20 protein-coding genes are annotated in these 18851 nt (G+C 36.6%); 14 read left to right on the forward strand and 6 right to left on the reverse strand.

Annotated features, from left to right (window positions below):
• From GFU89_RS19560 to GFU89_RS19585, 6 genes are all read left to right on the forward strand, one after another.
• On the forward strand, positions 1-477 hold a 477-nt coding region (locus GFU89_RS19560; protein WP_318848720.1), incomplete at its 5' end, for a hypothetical protein.
• 2 nt (positions 478-479) lie between these two features.
• Entirely contained in the window at positions 480-1829 is a 1350-nt protein-coding gene (qatC, locus tag GFU89_RS19565) for a Qat anti-phage system QueC-like protein QatC (RefSeq protein WP_318848721.1), read from the forward strand.
• On the forward strand, positions 1826-2557 hold the full coding sequence (gene qatD / locus GFU89_RS19570) for a Qat anti-phage system TatD family nuclease QatD (protein WP_318848722.1): 732 nt from the start codon (positions 1826-1828) through the stop codon (positions 2555-2557). Before qatC ends, qatD begins: the two co-directional genes overlap by 4 nt.
• Positions 2558-2790: 233 nt before the next feature.
• Positions 2791-3471, forward strand: coding sequence for a hypothetical protein (locus tag GFU89_RS19575; protein WP_318848723.1), 681 nt, complete (start codon positions 2791-2793; stop codon positions 3469-3471).
• A gap of 668 nt (positions 3472-4139) precedes the next feature.
• Positions 4140-4610: a hypothetical protein gene (locus GFU89_RS19580; protein WP_318848724.1), complete on the forward strand. Its 471-nt coding sequence runs from the start codon at positions 4140-4142 to the stop codon at positions 4608-4610.
• 821 nt (positions 4611-5431) lie between these two features.
• Positions 5432-5920, forward strand: a complete 489-nt coding sequence (locus GFU89_RS19585; protein ID WP_318848725.1) for a GNAT family N-acetyltransferase — start codon at positions 5432-5434, stop codon at positions 5918-5920.
• 22 nt (positions 5921-5942) lie between these two features.
• On the opposite strand, the gene GFU89_RS19590 is transcribed toward GFU89_RS19585, so the two are convergent.
• Together GFU89_RS19590 and GFU89_RS19595 are read right to left on the reverse strand one after the other, a co-directional pair.
• Positions 5943-6863, reverse strand: a complete 921-nt coding sequence (locus tag GFU89_RS19590) for a helix-turn-helix transcriptional regulator (RefSeq protein WP_318848726.1) — start codon at positions 6861-6863, stop codon at positions 5943-5945.
• Positions 6864-6924: 61 nt separating this feature from the next.
• On the reverse strand, positions 6925-7755 hold the full coding sequence (locus GFU89_RS19595) for an SDR family NAD(P)-dependent oxidoreductase (RefSeq protein ID WP_318848727.1): 831 nt from the start codon (positions 7753-7755) through the stop codon (positions 6925-6927).
• 499 nt (positions 7756-8254) lie between these two features.
• On the opposite strand from GFU89_RS19595, the gene GFU89_RS19600 reads away from it, so the two are divergent.
• From GFU89_RS19600 to GFU89_RS19620, 5 genes are all read left to right on the forward strand, one after another.
• Complete coding sequence (locus GFU89_RS19600) at positions 8255-9340, forward strand: NADH:flavin oxidoreductase (protein ID WP_318848728.1); 1086 nt, start codon at positions 8255-8257, stop codon at positions 9338-9340.
• 204 nt (positions 9341-9544) lie between these two features.
• Positions 9545-9910, forward strand: coding sequence for a DsrE family protein (locus tag GFU89_RS19605; RefSeq protein ID WP_318848729.1), 366 nt, complete (start codon positions 9545-9547; stop codon positions 9908-9910).
• Positions 9911-10048: 138 nt separating this feature from the next.
• On the forward strand, positions 10049-10933 hold the full coding sequence (locus GFU89_RS19610) for an AraC family transcriptional regulator (RefSeq protein ID WP_318848730.1): 885 nt from the start codon (positions 10049-10051) through the stop codon (positions 10931-10933).
• Between the two features lie 12 nt (positions 10934-10945).
• Entirely contained in the window at positions 10946-11413 is a 468-nt protein-coding gene (locus GFU89_RS19615) for a nucleoside deaminase (protein ID WP_318848731.1), read from the forward strand.
• Positions 11414-11528: 115 nt separating this feature from the next.
• Positions 11529-12593, forward strand: a complete 1065-nt coding sequence (locus tag GFU89_RS19620) for a serine hydrolase domain-containing protein (RefSeq protein WP_318848732.1) — start codon at positions 11529-11531, stop codon at positions 12591-12593.
• A 4-nt stretch (positions 12594-12597) separates the two neighbouring features.
• On the opposite strand, the gene GFU89_RS19625 is transcribed toward GFU89_RS19620, so the two are convergent.
• On the reverse strand, positions 12598-13464 hold the full coding sequence (locus tag GFU89_RS19625; RefSeq protein ID WP_318848733.1) for a LysR family transcriptional regulator: 867 nt from the start codon (positions 13462-13464) through the stop codon (positions 12598-12600).
• A gap of 94 nt (positions 13465-13558) precedes the next feature.
• On the opposite strand from GFU89_RS19625, the gene GFU89_RS19630 reads away from it, so the two are divergent.
• Both GFU89_RS19630 and GFU89_RS19635 read left to right on the forward strand, forming a co-directional pair.
• Positions 13559-14536 carry an alpha/beta hydrolase gene (locus GFU89_RS19630; RefSeq protein ID WP_318848734.1) on the forward strand — a complete coding sequence of 326 codons (978 nt, stop codon included), beginning with the start codon at positions 13559-13561 and terminating at the stop codon, positions 14534-14536.
• A gap of 45 nt (positions 14537-14581) precedes the next feature.
• Positions 14582-15544, forward strand: coding sequence for a zinc-binding dehydrogenase (locus GFU89_RS19635; RefSeq protein WP_318848735.1), 963 nt, complete (start codon positions 14582-14584; stop codon positions 15542-15544).
• Positions 15545-15636: 92 nt separating this feature from the next.
• Here GFU89_RS19635 and GFU89_RS19640 read toward each other — a convergent pair whose 3' ends face one another.
• From GFU89_RS19640 to GFU89_RS19650, 3 genes are all read right to left on the reverse strand, one after another.
• On the reverse strand, positions 15637-16095 hold the full coding sequence (locus tag GFU89_RS19640; protein ID WP_318848736.1) for a MaoC family dehydratase: 459 nt from the start codon (positions 16093-16095) through the stop codon (positions 15637-15639).
• Between the two features lie 208 nt (positions 16096-16303).
• The gene (locus GFU89_RS19645; protein ID WP_318848737.1) at positions 16304-16498 is read right to left on the reverse strand and encodes a cold-shock protein; all 195 of its coding nucleotides are present in this window, start codon (positions 16496-16498) and stop codon (positions 16304-16306) included.
• Positions 16499-16606: 108 nt separating this feature from the next.
• The gene (locus tag GFU89_RS19650) at positions 16607-17392 is read right to left on the reverse strand and encodes a DEAD/DEAH box helicase (RefSeq protein WP_318848738.1); all 786 of its coding nucleotides are present in this window, start codon (positions 17390-17392) and stop codon (positions 16607-16609) included.
• Between the two features lie 444 nt (positions 17393-17836).
• Between GFU89_RS19650 and GFU89_RS19655 the strand changes: the two genes are divergently transcribed.
• The gene (locus GFU89_RS19655) at positions 17837-18784 is read left to right on the forward strand and encodes a beta-1,6-N-acetylglucosaminyltransferase (RefSeq protein ID WP_318848739.1); all 948 of its coding nucleotides are present in this window, start codon (positions 17837-17839) and stop codon (positions 18782-18784) included.
• Positions 18785-18851: the final 67 nt, after the last annotated feature.

The following is an 18851-nucleotide window of genomic DNA, read 5'->3' on the forward strand; positions in this document are numbered from 1 at the left end:
ATTCGAGAAACACTAACTTCTATAGGAATTACTAATCTTGATAATAAGAGTGTTGACGATATTATAAATCATCTAATAGAGTACTGTTCAAGTGATTCAAGTTCAATTGATGATAATGCAGCAAAAGAAGCGACCAGATTATTAATAGAAGAATTAATAGGTCAAGCAAATTCCATTGATGAAGTAGAAACTCTTTTGTCAAAAAAGTTTGAATCGGATTCTTTAGAAGATATTATAATAGGATATTTTGGAAATTACATCAATGAGCTTTTATCAAAATGGTTCTATGAAAATTTAATTAAAAATAAAAGTGAAAATGATTGTAACAATCTCTTTTTACAAATTAAAAGTTTTATTAAGGAAAGAGTGTCAGATATGCATAAGAGAAATCCATTACAAAATGTTGATTGGGGATCAGATAGAGCTGATGCATTAATAAAAAATATCCAACAAGATCTATTAACTGTTTTTGAATAATTATGAAAGTAACAATACAATTTGACACAGCTCAAGAAGGAAAATTTTCTAATATAAAACTTTGTTTCATAGAAAATGATGTAGAAAGGAGAGTTCCACTAACTTTTCTTAAGTCTGAAAATGTTTTTGATTTTAATAGTGATTTTACTACACTACGTTTCGATTTCTTTCTAATTTCTGCCTTAGTATATGGTATAGATAATTTATTTAGTAGAGAGAAATATTCAAATGATGGCTGGACAAGAGATTTAGAAGTTGATTTTCCAGTTCATAATCTCAGCACTTGGCAAGGAAAGGAAGTAAAATTAAAGAAAATATTAGATTTTTTAACTGGTGATAATTGGACTATAAATTTTGTCCAAAATTCACATGATGAATATTATTTACCTCGCCAAAATAGAAGAAAAGTTCCAGTCTATGAGAAAAATTCAATAAAATCATCAAGCCTTTTTTCAGGAGGACTAGACTCTTTAATAGGAATAATTGATGAACTTGAGAAATTGAACTTAAATGAAAGAATTTTATTAATCTCCCATTTTGATTACAAATCTTCTGGACCAAGTGGAGACCAGAAAAGGATATTAACTTTTTTACAACGTAATTATCCAGATAAGTTTTATTGGGTACAATCAAAATTAGCTCTTAGCAGAAAGGATGATAATGGTCGTAACATATCTATTGAAAATAATTATAGAAGTAGATCTTTATTTTTTATTGGTTTAGGAGTATATCTATCGCCTATTAATACCCTAATTATTCCTGAAAATGGAACAATTTCGATTAACTATCCGCTAACTCCTTCTAGGGTTAGCTCTCTGAGCACTAGAACAACCCATCCATTTGTTTTAAAAAACCTAAAAGAATTATTATTTGAAATAGGATTACCCATACAATTAGAAAATCCATATTCATTGTCTACAAAGGGGGAAATGATTCAAAATTGTTCAAACCAAAGAGCTTTGCAGTCAAGTTTTAATTTATCTGTTTCTTGTGGTAAGAGAGGAAGAAAGCAGCATTGGACTATAAAAAAGGGAACAGAACAATGTGGAAAATGCATGCCTTGTATATACAGAAGGGCAGCTTTAAATAAAATAAACCTAGATAATGAAATTTTTGGAAATGATATTTTAGAACAGTCTTCATTAACTAATGATTTACCAGCATTATTTAGCTATTTAAATCGGGAAATTTCATTAGAAAAAATGAAAAGAGACATATTAATTAATGGAAATATAGATATTGATAGTCTAGAAGGTTATGCACAAATGGTTTTAAGATCTAAAGATGAAGTTTTACAATTATTTAGAGATAAAGGTAATAACTTTACCAAATCTAAATTAAGATTTTTATGATTATAGACACCCACTGTCATATTGATTTATACCAAGCTCCAGAAAAGGTATTGCAAGAATGCATAGATGCTGATATGATAGCAATTTCAATGACAAATCTACCAAGTCATTTTGAAATGGGATATCCACATTTTAGAAATTTAAAAAAGATTAGAATAGCTTTAGGAATGCATCCATTATATGCAAAGTTTCATAAAAAAGAATTCGGATTATTTTTAAAAAATGTTTCCAAGACATCCTATATAGGAGAAGTTGGACTGGATTTTTCAAAAGAAGGATACGCAACTAAGAACATACAAATTGAATCTTTTACTAAAATATTAGAAAATGTATCAGGGAAGAATAAAATTTTAAGTATACACTCAAGAGGTGCAGAAAAAGAAGTTCTTGAACTTTTAAAAAAATATAATATAACATCAGCCATATTTCATTGGTATTCTGGACCCATAAACTTTATTGATGAAATCATCAATGGAGGTTATTACTTCTCTATTAATCCGTCAATGACTAAATCCGAGAAAGGTAGGAAAATTATTGAAAAAATACCTATTAATTGCATATTAACAGAAACTGATGGTCCATTCACTAATATTAGTGGAAACATATTAAAACCTGTAGATGTTATTAATGTAAATAAATACTTTTCGACTTCATGGGGAAAACCTATTAATGAAGTTGAAAAAATAATAACATTAAACTTTCGGGAGTTAATAAAAAGCATAAAATGAATGAAAGAGTTTCTATTAATCACTATTTGATTTAATAGCTGATATTAAATATTTATACTCTCCGAAGTTTCCCGACTTCGGAGAGTATATTTCAAAAAACCAACAACGAGAAGAACACAAAATCCCCCCCCACGTATCCTTTCAGTGGTTTTAGTATTATAACTTAATATTGAAGAGAGTTACCTATATTTGAAACTTAGCAGAAATTATAGACCCAACCCAACACTTACCATATGAAAACAAAACTTAGCTATCTGTTTATTCTGTTATATGCTCTTGTAAGTGGTCAGGAAAAATCTATCATTAATGACCTGCAGTTTTCTAATTATTTCGGGCATCCCAAAACCATCACAGAAACCGTCACTCATTCACCGGAGAACATCTATAAAAATATTTCCTATTATGACAAAGAAGGGTTTCTGACAAAAATAGAATATTACAATGCGATTGGAAGCGGACCCTCTCATGAAAGGTCGATCAATAAAATCATTACCTACCATTCAAAGGACAAAGCTAAACGCTATTTTGAAGCCTTTAATCCTGGAAATAAGAAGATAGAAACTACAGGCTATTTTGAAAAAGTTTCGGATTCTCTGTACAGAAGAATTTCAAATGATTCTGTTCACAATATATCCCTTAGCAAGTTGTTTTATTTTGACAAAAATAACCGTCTTATAAAAACAGAAGAAAACGGAAATTTCTTTGAAACCCCAGTTAACAGCACTATTTTTTACACCTACATCAATGAAATGAGAAGTGAAACCCTTCTTGAAGATGTCACTCAGCAAAAAAAATCTAAGCTCATTTATAAAAATGTAAAACTCGATCCGCAAGCCAACTCTATTTATGAAGAATTAGTAGATGATCAGGGAGCAATACAACAAAAAATAGAAAGAGTATTTGAATATTATTAACCACGCTGGTTCAGTGCTTTCATAAGAAATATAAAATTCAAATACAAAGGCTGAAGGCACTTTCAAAGAACCTCCAGACATTTCCACAGGTATCCGGAAGTATTTTCCAAACTGTCTGTACCACCTTCAAAAATAATCGACAACACTTACCCAAGTGTCCGGAACCACTTACAGAAATATCTTCAGCTTCTTTCCTGGTCACTCTCACCACTTAAAGAACTGTCTACAGACACTTAGATAAGTGTATATTGACAATGATATAAGCGTGTCCTGAAACTTATAAACCACCTCCAGACAGTTATCTAAGAGGCTCAACCCACTTACCATACCCTCTCCAGGGACTTCGGAACAGCCTCTACCCCCTTGAGCAACAGCCTCTACCCTCTTAAGTAAGGAGATCTACCCCCTTGGGTAAGGGGGTAAAGGGGGTTACATAAGGGGCTCGAGACCCTTATCATAGTGCCTGGAGGGACTTCTGAAGGGGGTAAAAGGCTAAAATAGGCTTTCTATACCACTACTCACCCACCGAAGTCATCCAACTTTGGAGCATAGTAAAATTATTTTTGATTGGCTCAATGTCAGAAGACTTTTCGCATCGGGATAGTAAAAAAAGCAGGATCTTTCAAAAGAAAATGCTAAATATTGCGTTTAATTCTTAAATTTGGCTCATGCGAAAGAATCTTTATCTCATCATCCTATTATTTTCTCTTAGCAGCTGCTATACCTATCAGGTAAAAAAGCAAGTGGATACAGCGCCCGACAATAAGCAAGACTCTAAAAAAAATACAGCTATTGCTAATACTACTTCTCCCCAAATGAATAGTACAGCCGCCGCATCTCCAAGCCTGAACGCAGCACAAGCTCCTGCTCCCATCAATATTCAGGAGAAACTTGCCTCTGGCAAAAATGTTAAAATTGAAGTGAATGGCAAGAGTTATAAAGTAATCGTTGACCGATGGGAAAGCGACAGCCTGGTGGCACACCCGGTTCGTAATGCTAAACAAACGTTGAAATTCCATAAGAACCAGATCAATAGTGAGAAAATTGCGGAGAAACGCTTTTCACAACCCATCGCTGATATTCTTACAGTGACAGCGTATGCTGCAATTGGTGTCGGAATCTATCTTATTGTCCGCTAATATTTTTATTCATAAAATTCCATGACCGCGTTAGTGTAAAAGATTATCTGCGGTTAAAATGAACCACAAAAGTCACAAATACTTCAACTGAAGGGGTAAACATTCCCCTCCTCCGGAGGGGTGGCAAAAATTCAAAGAATTTTTGACGGGGTGGTTCTACACGCAAAACCATCAACAGTATAAAATATTCACAAACATCCGTGAAAATCCGCGAGATCTGCGGTAAATAAAACCACAAAAGTCACAAAAGCTTTCAAACACTTTGGTAGCTTTAGAGGATATTCCTACGTATAGTAAGTTCACTTAAGTTTTAAAAAAATCTTTGATTTTTTATAGGCCTGCTACATTAACCACAAACATCTGTGAAAATCTGCGAGATCTGCGGGAAATAAAATCACAAAGGTCACATAAGCTTTCAAACACTTTGGTAGCTTTAGAGGATATCCTTGCGTAGAGTAAGTTCACATAAGGTTAAAAAAAATCTTTGATTTTTTACAGGCCTGCTACATTAACCACAAACATCTGTAAAAATCTGTGAGACCTGTGGGAAATAAAACCACAAAAGGCACAAAAGCTTTCAAACACTTTGGTAGCTTTAGAGGATATTCCTACGTATAGTAAGTTCACTTAAGGTTAAAAAAAATCTTTGATTTTTTACAGGCCTGCTACATTAACCACAAACATCTGTGAAAATCTGCGAAATCTGCGGTAAATAAAACCACAAAAGTCACATCCGTTTTTAAACACTCTAAAGATTAGAGCTCAATGGAGAAAGCTTAAATAAGTTCTATATTTGAAGATCAACCAACACACCAATCCAAATGAAAAATAATACCTATGAAATACAACTCAGACCGACTGTAGTAGCTGATCTGGATACTCTTTTTGAATTTCAGCTTGATCCTGAAGCCAATCATCTGGCAGCTTTTACTTCAAAGGATTCTACCAATAAAGAAGCTTATCTGTCCAAATTCACAAAATTGCTGGATGATCCCACCGTCAACAACCAGACCATTATGGCTGATACTATAATTGCCGGAAGTATTGCCAAATTTATCATGGAAGGCGATGCAGAAATCACCTATTGGATTGATAAACCTTTCTGGGGAAAAGGAGTTGCCACAACAGCATTGAAAGACTTTCTCACCCTTGAAACCACAAGACCTATTTTTGGACGCGTTGCCTTTGACAATCTGGGCTCACAAAAGGTACTGGAAAACTGTGGATTTGTTAAAATCGGTACAGATAAAGGCTTCGCCAATGCCAGACAAACGGAGATCGAGGAATTTATTTACAGACTCGACCGTTAATGCAGCCTATGTCCCGCAAAGATTAATTGAAAGACTTCCTGAATTCTAAAGGAGAAAGCTTGGTTTTTGTTTTAAATAAATTACTGAACGACTGGGAATGCTCAAACCCCAGTGCATAGGCTACTTCACTTACAGACAGGCTGGTGGTGGAAAGCATTTCTTTGGCCTGGCTGATCAGTTTGTCATGAATATGTTGCTGGGTACTCTGCCCCGTTAAGGAACGCAGCATATCACTTAAATAACTGGATGAAAGATGGAGATGTTCTGCAAAATAACTCACCGTGGGTATCCCTTCATTAAGAGACATTTCATCTTTAAAATATCCGTCAAGCAAATCTTCAAACTTTTGCAGAAGGCTGCTGCTGGTTGCTTTACGGGTAATGAACTGGCGTTTATAAAAACGATTGGCATAGTTAAGAAGCAGCTCTATCTGAGAAATCATCACATCATGACTGAAATCATCAATACGGCTGTTGAGTTCAGATTCAATAAAATTAAAGATAGAAAGTACCGTATTTTTCTCTTCCTCAGAAAGATGCAGGGTTTCTTTCGTAGAATAGGAGAAAAAACCATACTGCCTGATCTTTCTCATGATGGGATATCCCAAAAAGAAATCGGGATGAATAAGCAAAGAATACTGTGAACATACTGTATCACTGTTTCCATTCCCTCCTATCACCTGGCCGGGTGCCGCAAAGAGCAGTCCGCCTTCATTAAAATCGTAGTAGCCTTGTCCGTACTCTATTCTGCCGTCCAGTTTGGGTTTATAGGATATTTTATAAAAACTCAACACATGTTTTTGTGACAATTTATCGGTTGCCACCAGATTATGCGCCCCATTCATTAAGCTAATGAGAGGATGCTTGGGTGTTGGCAGTCCGAAAAACCGGCTGGCCTCTGATAGCGATTCAAATTTGAACGGAGTTTGATCTGTCTTTTTCATAAATGGTATTTTAAAGGTACGAAAAACCGGCTATAATTTTATAACCGGCTGTTACTGTTTGTTATGATCCCTGCGCTGCGCTGGAAACTTCATCCCAGGCTTCCCAAAGATTGATTCTTTCTGCATACACAGACTTCACCAAAGGAAGATTATGGCTTCCCAAATGAAAGCGTAACGGCGGGTTTTCAGCATCTACCATTTTGAAGAGCGCTTCTGGTGTCGCTTTAGGATTTCCCCGTTCATAAGACTGAATGGCCTTTATAAACTCTGTTTTAAAGTCATTATACACTTCTAAATTTTGAGAAAACTTCAGTGAGTCCTGACTTCCAAATTCTGTAGCATACGCTCCCGGCTCTATGATGGTTACTTTAATCCCGAATTGCTTGATCTCTTCCGCAAGACTCTCATGGATGGCTTCAAAAGCCCATTTGGAAGAACTGTAATACCCAATAACAGGCAATGTAACGTGCCCTAGATTGCTTGATGTCCCCAGAATATGCCCGTATCCCTGTTCTCTCATAATCGGCAGGACCGCCTGAATGACACTTACAGGGCCCAGAATATTGGTTTCATATAAAGCACGAATTTCATCCGCACCTGCCTCTTCAATAGTTCCTACCAGCGAATATCCGGCATTGTTCAGTACGATATCCAGCTTCCCGAAATGTTGGTGGGCTTTATGTACGGCTTCTTTTACCTGCTCAGGCTGGGTAACATCTAATGCTAAAGTCAGTACATTATCACCATATTTTTCTTTAAAATCGGCAATGCTTTCCAGTTTTCTTGCGGTAGCTACCACTTTGTCACCACGTTCCAACGCTGCTTCTGTCCAGATGCGTCCGAAACCTCTTGATGCTCCGGTTATAAACCAGATTCTATTTTGCTGTATCATAATTTTAAAATGTTTTTTTGATAAAGCAAAATTATAAAGCCTGTCTCCTGAAATTGTAGGCGAATCGCAGACCTTTGTAGGCGAATTGAGGATCTTTAAGCTGAAGCAAAACCACAAGAGCTTTAAACACTTAAACGAGCTTTGGAGGATATTCTTACGCAGAGTAAGGACAGATAAGTTTTTAAAATATTTGATTTTTTATAAGTATACAATCTTTACTGTGAGCATCTGTGCAATCTGTGGTTAAAAACAAAAACACAAAAGTCACAAAAGCCTTAAACACTTTAGTAGTTTTTAGAGGATATCCTTACGCAGAATAAGTTCACATCAGTTTTTAAAAATTTTCGATTTTTCAGATGATTTTAAAGATTAGACAGCCAGATAGAAAGCTGAAAAAACATCCATCATATCATTAAAATTATCCATTTCCGGCGGTAAGTAATAGACGCAACTTTGTAACAGACAAAATAGAGAAGTACAACCTTAAAATATAAACAAAATGTCTGTTTCAGATTTATTCAAACCCCTTACCTTTCTCCATGGTCCAGCCATGAGAAACCGTTTTATGCTGGCCCCCTTAACGAGCCAGCAAAGTGATTATGATGGTACAGCATCTACATATGACCAACTCTGGATGGAACAGCTTGCACAGGGCGGTTACGGACTGATACAAACCAGTGCCTCTACTGTAGAAGCAGGAGCCATCGCCTTTGAACGCCAGCTGGGAATTCATAGTGATAAACACCTGCCGGGTTTAACGCAAATAGCCACAGCAATTCGTGAAGGAGGTGCATTATCTGCTGTACAGCTGCACCACGCCGGACACAGGGCAAAACCGTCTGTAGGAGGAATACCTGCTCCTGCATCCGGTAAAACAGTCCCTAATATCAGAGCTATCACTACCGAGGAAGTGGGCCGAATCCGCGACAGTTTTATCGCAGCTGCCAGGAGGGCTCAGCTTGCAGGATTTGATGGTGTATCTGTTCATGGGGCATTCGGATGGATTCTTTCGGAGTTTCTGTCTCCTAATCTCAACGACCGGACGGATCAATATGGAGGCAGTATAGAAAACCGTGCCCGTTTCACCCTTGAAGTTATTGAAGGAATTCGCAAAGCCTGTGGTCCAGATTTTCAGATTGGCTGGCGTTTGTCTATTGAGCGGTATGGGTTGCGTTTGGAAGAACTGCGGGAAATCACCGCTGAAATTTTTGACAAAGAACTGATTGATTATCTTGATCTGGCGCTTTGGGATTCGGCACAGCTTGTCCGGGAAGGTACATTTCAAGGGAAAACGATGCTCAGTGTTTTCACAGAACTTCCGCGTAAAGGAGTCCGTTTGGGAGCAGCCGGAAAAATAATGAGCGCACAGCGTGCAGGAGAACTACTGGATGAAGGCTGTGATTTTGTCCTGATTGCGAGAGCCGGAATTCTGCAACGGGATTTCCCGCTTCAGGTAAAAGCCAACCCATTGTATGACAGCCCACAGCTTCCTATAACCGCAGATTATCTTCGTGAAGGCGGTCTCAGTGAACGCTTCATTGAAACCATGAGAGGCTGGCAGACCTTTGTAAAACCGGGATCATAATCTGTCTTTTTCCTGTTGATTCCTGTAAAGCGAACTTTCATATGAAGGTTCGCTTTATTTTTTCAATAAGCCTATGCAGACCGGAAATCGTCTGGAAACAATAATGGTTTTAAGCTTGCAAAAATCTCCATTACAAAGTAAAAATCATCCATTCTTTAGCGCCCGTTATTCCCACATCTTTGCAGAGTAAATAAAATTTTCAAAATGAAAAAAACAGCAATTATTATTCTTTCTGATCCTAAAGCTGGTTCAGAAGAAGCTATGGGAAGAGTGTTTAATGCTTTAGCATCAGCATACGAGTTCAAACATGCAGGTGAAGAGGTAAAGATTATTTTCCAGGGTACGGGGATCAGATGGCCGGAACAGCTTGAAAAAGCAGACCACCCTATACATGGACTTTATAGTGAAGTAAAAGGCTATGTTCACGGTCTTTCAAAAGGCTGCGTTGCCGTATTTGGAACTGAGGTTTCGGGATATGAATTACTCAACGAAAATGAAGTACCGGGAACTCCGGGGCTGCCAAGTTTCCTAAGTCTCAGAAATGACGGATATGATATTTTGATTTTCTAACAGCTTTTCAATTGTCATTTATATATCCTTGTCAAGGTTTAGAACCTTGACAAGGATTTTTTCCAGTAAAGAACGTATTGCTATGTCAAGAACTTTCTTCTTCCTTTGTTAAAAAATATTAATTAAATTGCATAGATCATGTTATCACAGTCTGTATATACGCTCATCAATCAGCAGAATGGAAATCTGGCGTTCAAACTATTTGAGTTTGATAACAACAGTTATTTTGATCATATCCAGCGCAATAATTATTTTACGCTGATACTGATTACTTCTGGGGAAGGGGTGGCTACCGTAGATCTTTCGGATTATTCGTTCGAAGAAAATACGTTGTTTGCATTGTATCCTTACCAACCTTTTATGCTTCATCCTGTAGAACCGATTATGGGAATTGCGATCCAATTTCACCATGATTTTTTCTGTATTTACAGACATCACAAGGAAATTGCAGCTAACGGTATTTTATTTAACAATGTCTATCAGCAGCCTTTTATCTGCCTGGATGAATTCAGTAAAAGTTCTGTTTTGAATTTGATCAGCGGAATTGCCAATGAGTTAAAAGCAGATGCTTTCAGGAAAGATGAGGTTTTGGTTTCTTATCTTAAAATACTGTTGGTAACCGCTACAAGGATAAAACTGGAACAGCAGACGGTTCAGGATTCGGGAACAGCCCATATCAAACAGCAGTTTCTTATTCAGAATCTCAAAAATGCGATAGAAGATCATTTCCGGACGAAACATTCTGCCAGTGATTATGCAGATTTATTGAACCAGACCCCTGCTTCACTCGCAAGGATTACAAAAAATCATTTTAATAAAACCCTTTCTGATCTGATCATGGAACGGATCATCATTGAAGCCAAGAGAGAATTGTATCTTACGGACAAAACGATCAAAGAAATAGCGTATGAACTGGGCTATGAGGATGAATATTATTTCAGCAGGCTTTTTAAAAATAAAACAGATATCTCACCTCAGATATACAGAAATACCATCGGGTTCAACAGAGGATGCGAATCTTAATCAGAAATAACAATGAACAATTACAATGAATATATGCTTCAATGCATTGAGCTCGCCAAACAGGCATTGGAAAAGGGAAACCCTCCGGTAGGCTCTTTATTAGTTTATAATGACAAGATTATAGGCAGAGGCATTGAATCCGGAAAATCAAGCGGCGATATTACACAGCATGCTGAAATTCTGGCGGTAAAAGATGCGCTGGAAAATGGCTACAGAGATATGCTGGATAAGTCTGTGATGTTCTCTACACACGAGCCCTGCATCATGTGCTCCTACCTCATCAGACATCACAAAATTGCAAAAATTGTGTTTGGAGTTTCCGTTCCTTTGGTGGGCGGACAGTCTTCGGAATTTAAAATCCTTGAAACAGAAACCGTTCCGAAATGGGGAAACAAACCTGAAATAGAAACAGGAATATTACAGCATGAATGTGAAGCACTGAATAAACAGTTTGCAGACTATCTCTCTCAACAGAAATAATTGCGATACAATTAAAAGCCCTTTCACAAAGTTATTGGAAGACAAAAGTATCATACGATGTAATATTCTTACCCATCCGGTTGTTTTATAAATGACTAACCCACAAAGACTCATCATGAACTTTAAAATTGCATTCCTACTTCTTCTTATTTCCAATTATTTTTTTTCCCAAACCATCAACCCTGAAAAACTAGATCAATACTTCAGTTATATTGAAAAGAATAATCTGGGAGTGGGCAGTTTGTCGATTTTTAAAAATGGTAAAGAGGTTTATTCTAAAAATTTCGGACAAAAAAACATCCCGGAATTCACTTATAATAAGGATACTAAATATCAGGTAGGTTCTGTGACCAAAATGATTACAGCCGTTTTAATTTTCAAGTTAATTGAAGAGAACAAACTGAATCTCAATACTCAACTTTCTGAGTTTTATCCTGAGATTCCCAATGCTGATAAAATTACTATTAAAAATCTATTGGAACATACCAGCGGGCTGGGAAGCTATGTGGTGAAAGATGGAGAAGTATGGGTTACCGGAAAAGTAAGTGACAAAGAGATTATGGATCTGATCATCAAACAGGGGAAGAGTTTTGAGCCCGGTGAAAAGGTGGCATATTCTAACTCTGCTTATTATCTTTTAACAAAAATTCTCGAAAGAAAATATGAAAAGTCTTTTTACAAAATCGTTCAATCAGAGATTATAAAACCTCTCCAATTAAAAAATTTCACACCTTTCAAAGCCCATCAAAAAAATATATTCCTGCCTTATCGTTATGAAAACAATTCCTGGAGTATGTTGAAAGAGGAAATAGACTTTCTCAATGTAATTGGCGTGGGTGATATCTCTTCAACACCATATGATCTGAATATTTTCATCAACAGCTTATTCCATAATGCCATTCTGAAAAAAGAAACGCTGAAACTGATGGAACCTGTATTGGGAAAAGAAAACTGGGGAAGAGGAATGGCAATCTGGGACTTTGACGGCATTACATTTTACGGTCATGGCGGCGATACCTTAGGATCACACGCCATTCTCATCTATAATAAAGAGGCAGATCTCTCCATCGCTTATGATACCAATGGTGAACGGCTTAAAAAGGAAGATTTCATAAAAAATGTGGTTAATCTGCTTTATAACAAAGAAATTACACTTCCTGAAATCAAAAACAAATTGTAACAGATTATAATAGTTGCGCATGCATCTCAATAAAGCACTGTAAAGCCCTGGACTGGGGACCGTCTTTTCTGAAAACAAGAATGGTATTCATGGTTCCCAGCTGTTTATTCAGTCCATAGGTCTTAATATCTCTTCCTGCGTAATATTTGGAAACAATTTCTTCCGGCAGAATACTGATTCCCAACCCGGCTTCCACGAAGTTGATCACTCCCTCAATAGAATTCAGGGTGGTACTTTTATAGTTCAGAATTCCCTTATGGCTTAACCAGGATTCTAATCTTTCCCTGAAAATACAGCCTTCATCAAATACGACAATCTTCAACGGTTCATTCGCGATGAGTGTCTGCAGATTCGGGCCTTTTGATGAAGCAAGAATGACAAGCTGTTCTTCTTTAATACAGATCTTCTCCAGTCCTTTCGCATTAACCGGCGCGGAAACGAAAGCTGCATCCAGCCTGTAATCCAGAACTCCGGAAAGCACAGAATCTCTTGTATCTGATTTAAATTCCAGCTCAATGCCGGGATATTTTTCATCGAAGGTATTGAGAATTTCAGGTACTTTCAATGCCATCGTGGTTTCTATACAGCCTATTTTCAGACATCCCCTGATATTTTCTCCGCTCCTGATATTATTTTTTGCTTCTTCTACCAAATGCTGAATCTGCTTAGAATACTGCATCAGGATCATGCCTTCGGAAGTAAGCTCTACCTTTCGGGAGGTACGTGAGAAAAGCTTAGTATCAAACTCATCTTCAAGACTTTTTATTCTTGCGGTAACATTCGACTGAACGGTAAACATCATGGAAGCAGCTTTAGTAAAACTGCCACTTTCTGCCACTGCTTCAAATATTTTTAAATCATTTATATTCATCTTTATTAATCATTAAAAGTGATCATATTTATTATAATTAATCGTTTTCAATAATCAAATATCTGTATTAATTTTGAACTATCAAAAAAAATAAATGAAAATAAATTCAAGACAATTATTTGCAGGTCTGTCGGTTGCCCTATTCACAAGCAATATGACAATGGCTCAATCTCATCAAAACTTAAATCTAAATAATCACATTATGGAAAACCATCCCACTCACTACCGTAACATCCAAGTAAATGATCTAAACCTGTTTTACAGAGAAGCAGGACCAGCGAATGCTCCTACAATACTGCTTCTTCACGGGTATCCTACATCGTCACACATGTTCAGAAACCTGATTCCAATTTTAAGCAAAAAGTATCATGTCATTGCTCCGGATCTTCCCGGATTCGGTTATTCTGATGCTCCGGATCATCAGCAGTTCTCTTATACATTTGACAATCTTGCAGCAACAATGCAGGCATTTGTAGACCAACTGGGAATGAAACGTTTTGCAGTTTATATCTTTGATTATGGCGCTCCTGTAGGTTTACGTCTCGCCATGAACAATCCTGAAAAGATCACAGGAATTGTTTCTCAAAACGGAAATGCCTATGAAGAAGGGCTAAGCAAAGAATGGAATCCTATACAGAAATACTGGAAAGACCCATCACAGGCAAACCGCCTTGCTTTGAAAGGTTTTGTTTCTAAAGAAGTTACGCTGTTTCAATATCAACATGGAGTTTCTGATCTTTCTTTAATTGCACCGGAAGCCTATACCCTTGATCAAAAATTCCTTGACAGGCCGGGAAATGTAGAAATTCAATTGGATCTGGTAAAAGATTATAGAATCAATGTCGCTTTGTATCCTAAGTTCCATGAATACTTCAGAAAATACCAACCAAAAGTATTATTGGTGTGGGGAAATAAAGATCCTTATTTTCTTCCTGCAGGAGCTGAAGCTTATAAAAAGGATCTGCCGGATGCAAAATTAAAATTTTATGATACTGGACATTTCGCTCTGGAAACAAACGCTGAAGAAATAGGGGCTGAAATATTTGAATTTATGGGAACACTACCTCAATAGTCAATGTAGGTTTTAAACTATTAAAAAAGTAAACAAAATTATTGCATGAAAACAGTTGTCATTAAAAACTACGGCGGGCCGGAAGTTCTGGAGGTAACGGAAAGCCCCACTCCTTTTATAACGGAGCCTTCACAGGTATTGGTGAAAGTGAGAGCAACTTCGGTAAACCCTCTGGATTATCAGGTAAGACGAGGAGACTATGCATCACACTTTGAATTGCCTCTCACAACCGGTCACGATATTGCCGGTGATGTTATCGCAGTAGGTGAAGCCGTGAAAAAGTGGAAACCTGGTGATAAAGTCTATTACTCCCCTCGTTTTGGTGGTTCGGGCAGTTATTCTGAATACCATGTTACCGACGAATCCTCATTATCAAAAATGCCTGCTACTCTTAGCTATGAGGAAGCAGCAGCCATTCCGCTTATTGGAGGAACAGTATGGGAAATGATCGTGGTAAGGGCTCAATTAAAAAAGGGAGACCGCATTCTCATCCTTGGAGGTGCAGGAGGTGTAGGCTCACTCGCCATACAGGTAGCTCATTCATTAGGTGCTTATGTGTACACGACCGGACAGAGCAGTTTACATGAAAAACTTCAGCATCTGGGAGCGGATGTAATTATTGACCATCATAAAGAAAACTGGGTTGAAAAAATACAGTCTTATACCCACGGAAAAGGTGTTGATGTGATTATTGATACAGTTGGAGGAAGTACACTCTCAGACAGCCCGCTTGCTTTAGCTGATTATGGAACTGTTGTAACGTTGGTTGATATTGCCCAGCCACAGAATCTTATTCACGCCTGGGAAAAAAATGCTACCTATCATTTTGTTTTTACCCGACAAAGCAGGGATGAACTTCACCATATTACCCGGTTAATAGAAACCGGACAGATACAACCAGTTATAGACAGCATCTACCCTCTTGAAGAGATTCAAAAAGCCCATCAGAGAATGGAGGATTCCAAACGGGACAGACCTTTATTAGGTAAAATAGTGCTATCATTGTAAAGATGCATGAATAGCTCAAAAAATTTAAAAGTATCATTGAAATCAATGATGCTTTTTTATTGATAAAACATTAACAATTTAAAAATTGAGGATCAGGAAAAGTGATAAAGGAAAACCACATCACCTGTATAAGCGGGTTTTATATGATCTTTAATGAGCAATTTGGCTTCAACTACTGCCTTTACAGTTCCTTTGAGGTTGATTACAGATTTTACCGTTGCCTGAAGCTTTACTTCACTATCTACCTGAACAGCATCTCCGAATTTAAGGTTCTCAATTCCGTAATTGATTTCCATTTTTACATTCCGGACATCTGCAATCTGTTTCCAGAGATAAGGAATCAATGATAATGTCAAATAGCCATGAGCAATGGTTGATTTAAAAGGACCTTCTTTTTCTGCTCTTTCTTTATCTGTATGAATCCATTGATTGTCTAAAGTAGCATCTGCAAATCTGTTGATCTGATCCTGATCTATTGTATGCCAGGCAGAATCTCCTATCACCTGTCCTTCAAGAGACTTATACTCATCAAAATTATTGATAACAATCATATTATTTTCTGAACCTTTTGAGGGATTAAAATATTTACAGCTGACATCATCACACTGTAATAATTGTAAATTAAGTCTGCATATTTCTTATACTTTTCAAACAACAGATCCTGATACCAGGTTCTATGGGTTTTGAATGTGTATAAAAAATATGAGACTTAATATGGGAAGGAATGTTATTGTAATATTCCTGCAAGCAAGACTTTAATTATGCTAACTTTACGTTAACAGCATTTAAGCCTTTATCACTTTTTTGTACATCAAAAACTACTTTATCATTTTCACGGATTGATCTTGTAGTTAATCCTGAAGAATGTACAAATATATCTTTACTTCCATCTGCTGGAGTAATAAAACCGAAGCCTTTTGCTTCATTGAAAAATTTTACGGTGCCTTCTTGCATTGTAATTATTATTAAAAAATTGTATATTATAGTCTGTAAACGTTACAGATTCTATTTATAAAAATAGCATTTCTTTCTATTCCGGATTTTCTGAAATTTCCGGAAGTTCTACGGCTGCTGAACCAGTTTATTGGCTACATGTTTAGTACGTGTAAAAACCAATGATCTTATATTTTTTTTCTGCAGTGCATCAGCCTGCACATCTGTTTTCTTTTCTTTTTCTACAAAACAAACCGCCTGCTTAGCCGTCTGCGCTGTTGAAGAAACCGGACTGACAATAACCTCCACAGGATTGTTCAGTATTGTTCCGGCAAAATGTCTTACACTTCCTGGCATTGTTGTAGAAAAAAACAGATTCTGTCTTTTCTGGGGAAGCAGTTTTACCACATTTTTCACATCATTAATGAATCCCATATTAAGCATTTTATCTGCTTTATCTAATACCAATATCTCAATTTTGGAAAGATCAATATGTCTCTGATTCTGCAAATCAAGCAGTCTTCCTGGTGTTGCCACAAGAATATCTACTCTTTTTCTCAGAGCAGCAAGCTGGCTTCCTATGGGAATACCTTCATAAACAGAAAGTTGAGACAAAGGTAAGTATTTACTGTAAATACCAAGATTTTCTTCTAGCTGTATAGCCAATTCCGATGTTGGTGTAAGTATTAGAATTCGTATTTCTTTATGTTCTGGAGTATGTCTTTTCAGCAGTTGCAAAATAGGCATCACAAATGCTGCTGTTTTTCCTGTACCAGACTGAGCAGATCCTACAACGTCTCTTCCTTCTAAAATAGGAGGAACAGCGTTACACTGTATTTCAGTAGGTTTGGAATATCCGGTTTCCGTCACTGCACGGATAATAGGATTAATTAAATTTAAATTTTTAAAATTCATTATAAATTCCGGTTTTCCGGTATTTTGTAAGCAAATCTGTTGACCAGAATTTGAGTTCTTATATGGTAAGGATAAACAAATAAAGAATATTCTTTTCTGCTCATCTTTTTCTTGTTTTGGCAACAATAATCCTTTAACATATTACGGATTATTCAGCCATGACGCATCGCTCCTCTACAATAGAACTTTATAATCTCAGATTTCTGCCCAGGAAACAAAGACTATAAATTGGTAGCTGAAAAAGCAAAACTGAAAGAAAAAAATGTGATTTTAAACTATTACAGAATAGCAAAGGCAGTGACCTGTTTTATAAATGTTCTCCAAAAATACAATAAAAAAAAACAAACACAATTCTATTTAATTGATTGATTATCAAAAAATTATTCTTACCTTCTAGCAATTAACAAATTATTTGCCGGCGCTGATGATTTTAAACTCCTAATCATGCAAACCTCTGCTCCTACAGCAAAACCTTACCCCAAAACGCTAGAATCACATACAGGCCCGCATGTAAGGATAGCTTATTTCATTATGCTACATCATAAACCTGAAGTATTTAAGGAAATGTTTCAGAAGATTTATACAAGGGATCAGTTTTACCTTATCCATATCGACAGAAAAGCTAAGCCCGATTTCATTGAAAAAATACAGCTCTATATAGTTCAGTTTCCCAATGTCTATATTCTGGACAGCCTGAATATTGTTTCAGGGGGCTTCAATATGGTACAGGCAGAGTTGAATGCTATGGAATTCCTTTTAAATGTAAGCAAAGAATGGGATTATTTTATTAATCTAAGCGGTGAAGATTATCCTCTGAAATCACAAAATATCATCCGTCAATTTCTTTCCGTCAATAAAGACAGAAATTATCTTTTTTATTACGACCAGAAATTTTACAGACCGGATACTCTGCAAAGAATACAAAATTATTTCACAGAACTGGCCCATGTGATCTCCTCTTTCATTCACAAAAGAGCATTCATGAACGATGTGATCCCTTTTATCGGCGGAAAATGGTTTATTTTCACAAGAGAGACCTGCGTATTTTTAACCAATAATACCACTGTACTGGATTTTGAAGATTATTATCTGCATACTTTTTTACCGGCAGAATCATTTTTTCAGACTGTTCTTATGAATACCTCATTTAATGATATCATCATCAATGATGATAAAAGAGCGGTACTTGAGAAATCAATTTTCCAAAATACACAGGCTACATTCAATTATATTGAATCCTTAAAATCCGGAAATCAACTTTTTATCAGAAAGGTAAACGGCAAAACTGATGAAAATATCAGGAAATACATTGATGAAAGCTTTCATCTTCCTTTACCTTATGTGGATGAAATTGAAAGGGAATTGAAAAGGGACAACGACCAGAACAACTGATTCTTCACCTTACTGCTATTTGGTCAAATCATTATATTTGAAAAAACATCCTCAAACCTGTTTGCTT

This window comes from Chryseobacterium sp. JV558, from assembly GCF_033712365.1.
GTDB lineage: Bacteria > Bacteroidota > Bacteroidia > Flavobacteriales > Weeksellaceae > Chryseobacterium.

Bases quoted from the DNA above. Each gene is read 5' to 3' on its own strand.
- GFU89_RS19575 (WP_318848723.1), top strand. From the start codon at position 2,791: ATGAAAACAAAACTTAGCTATCTGTTTATTCTGTTATATGCTCTTGTA.
- GFU89_RS19585 (WP_318848725.1), top strand. From the start codon at position 5,432: ATGAAAAATAATACCTATGAAATACAACTCAGACCGACTGTAGTAGCT.
- GFU89_RS19635 (WP_318848735.1), top strand. From the start codon at position 14,582: ATGAAAACAGTTGTCATTAAAAACTACGGCGGGCCGGAAGTTCTGGAG.
- GFU89_RS19605 (WP_318848729.1), top strand. From the start codon at position 9,545: ATGAAAAAAACAGCAATTATTATTCTTTCTGATCCTAAAGCTGGTTCA.
- GFU89_RS19650 (WP_318848738.1), bottom strand. From the start codon at position 17,392: ATGAATTTTAAAAATTTAAATTTAATTAATCCTATTATCCGTGCAGTG.
- GFU89_RS19625 (WP_318848733.1), bottom strand. From the start codon at position 13,464: ATGAATATAAATGATTTAAAAATATTTGAAGCAGTGGCAGAAAGTGGC.
- GFU89_RS19630 (WP_318848734.1), top strand. From the start codon at position 13,559: ATGAAAATAAATTCAAGACAATTATTTGCAGGTCTGTCGGTTGCCCTA.
- GFU89_RS19620 (WP_318848732.1), top strand. From the start codon at position 11,529: ATGAACTTTAAAATTGCATTCCTACTTCTTCTTATTTCCAATTATTTT.
- GFU89_RS19640 (WP_318848736.1), bottom strand. From the start codon at position 16,095: ATGATTGTTATCAATAATTTTGATGAGTATAAGTCTCTTGAAGGACAG.
- GFU89_RS19595 (WP_318848727.1), bottom strand. From the start codon at position 7,755: ATGATACAGCAAAATAGAATCTGGTTTATAACCGGAGCATCAAGAGGT.
- qatD (WP_318848722.1), top strand. From the start codon at position 1,826: ATGATTATAGACACCCACTGTCATATTGATTTATACCAAGCTCCAGAA.
- GFU89_RS19600 (WP_318848728.1), top strand. From the start codon at position 8,255: ATGTCTGTTTCAGATTTATTCAAACCCCTTACCTTTCTCCATGGTCCA.
- GFU89_RS19580 (WP_318848724.1), top strand. From the start codon at position 4,140: ATGCGAAAGAATCTTTATCTCATCATCCTATTATTTTCTCTTAGCAGC.
- GFU89_RS19590 (WP_318848726.1), bottom strand. From the start codon at position 6,863: ATGAAAAAGACAGATCAAACTCCGTTCAAATTTGAATCGCTATCAGAG.
- GFU89_RS19615 (WP_318848731.1), top strand. From the start codon at position 10,946: ATGAACAATTACAATGAATATATGCTTCAATGCATTGAGCTCGCCAAA.
- GFU89_RS19610 (WP_318848730.1), top strand. From the start codon at position 10,049: ATGTTATCACAGTCTGTATATACGCTCATCAATCAGCAGAATGGAAAT.
- qatC (WP_318848721.1), top strand. From the start codon at position 480: ATGAAAGTAACAATACAATTTGACACAGCTCAAGAAGGAAAATTTTCT.
- GFU89_RS19645 (WP_318848737.1), bottom strand. From the start codon at position 16,498: ATGCAAGAAGGCACCGTAAAATTTTTCAATGAAGCAAAAGGCTTCGGT.
- GFU89_RS19655 (WP_318848739.1), top strand. From the start codon at position 17,837: ATGCAAACCTCTGCTCCTACAGCAAAACCTTACCCCAAAACGCTAGAA.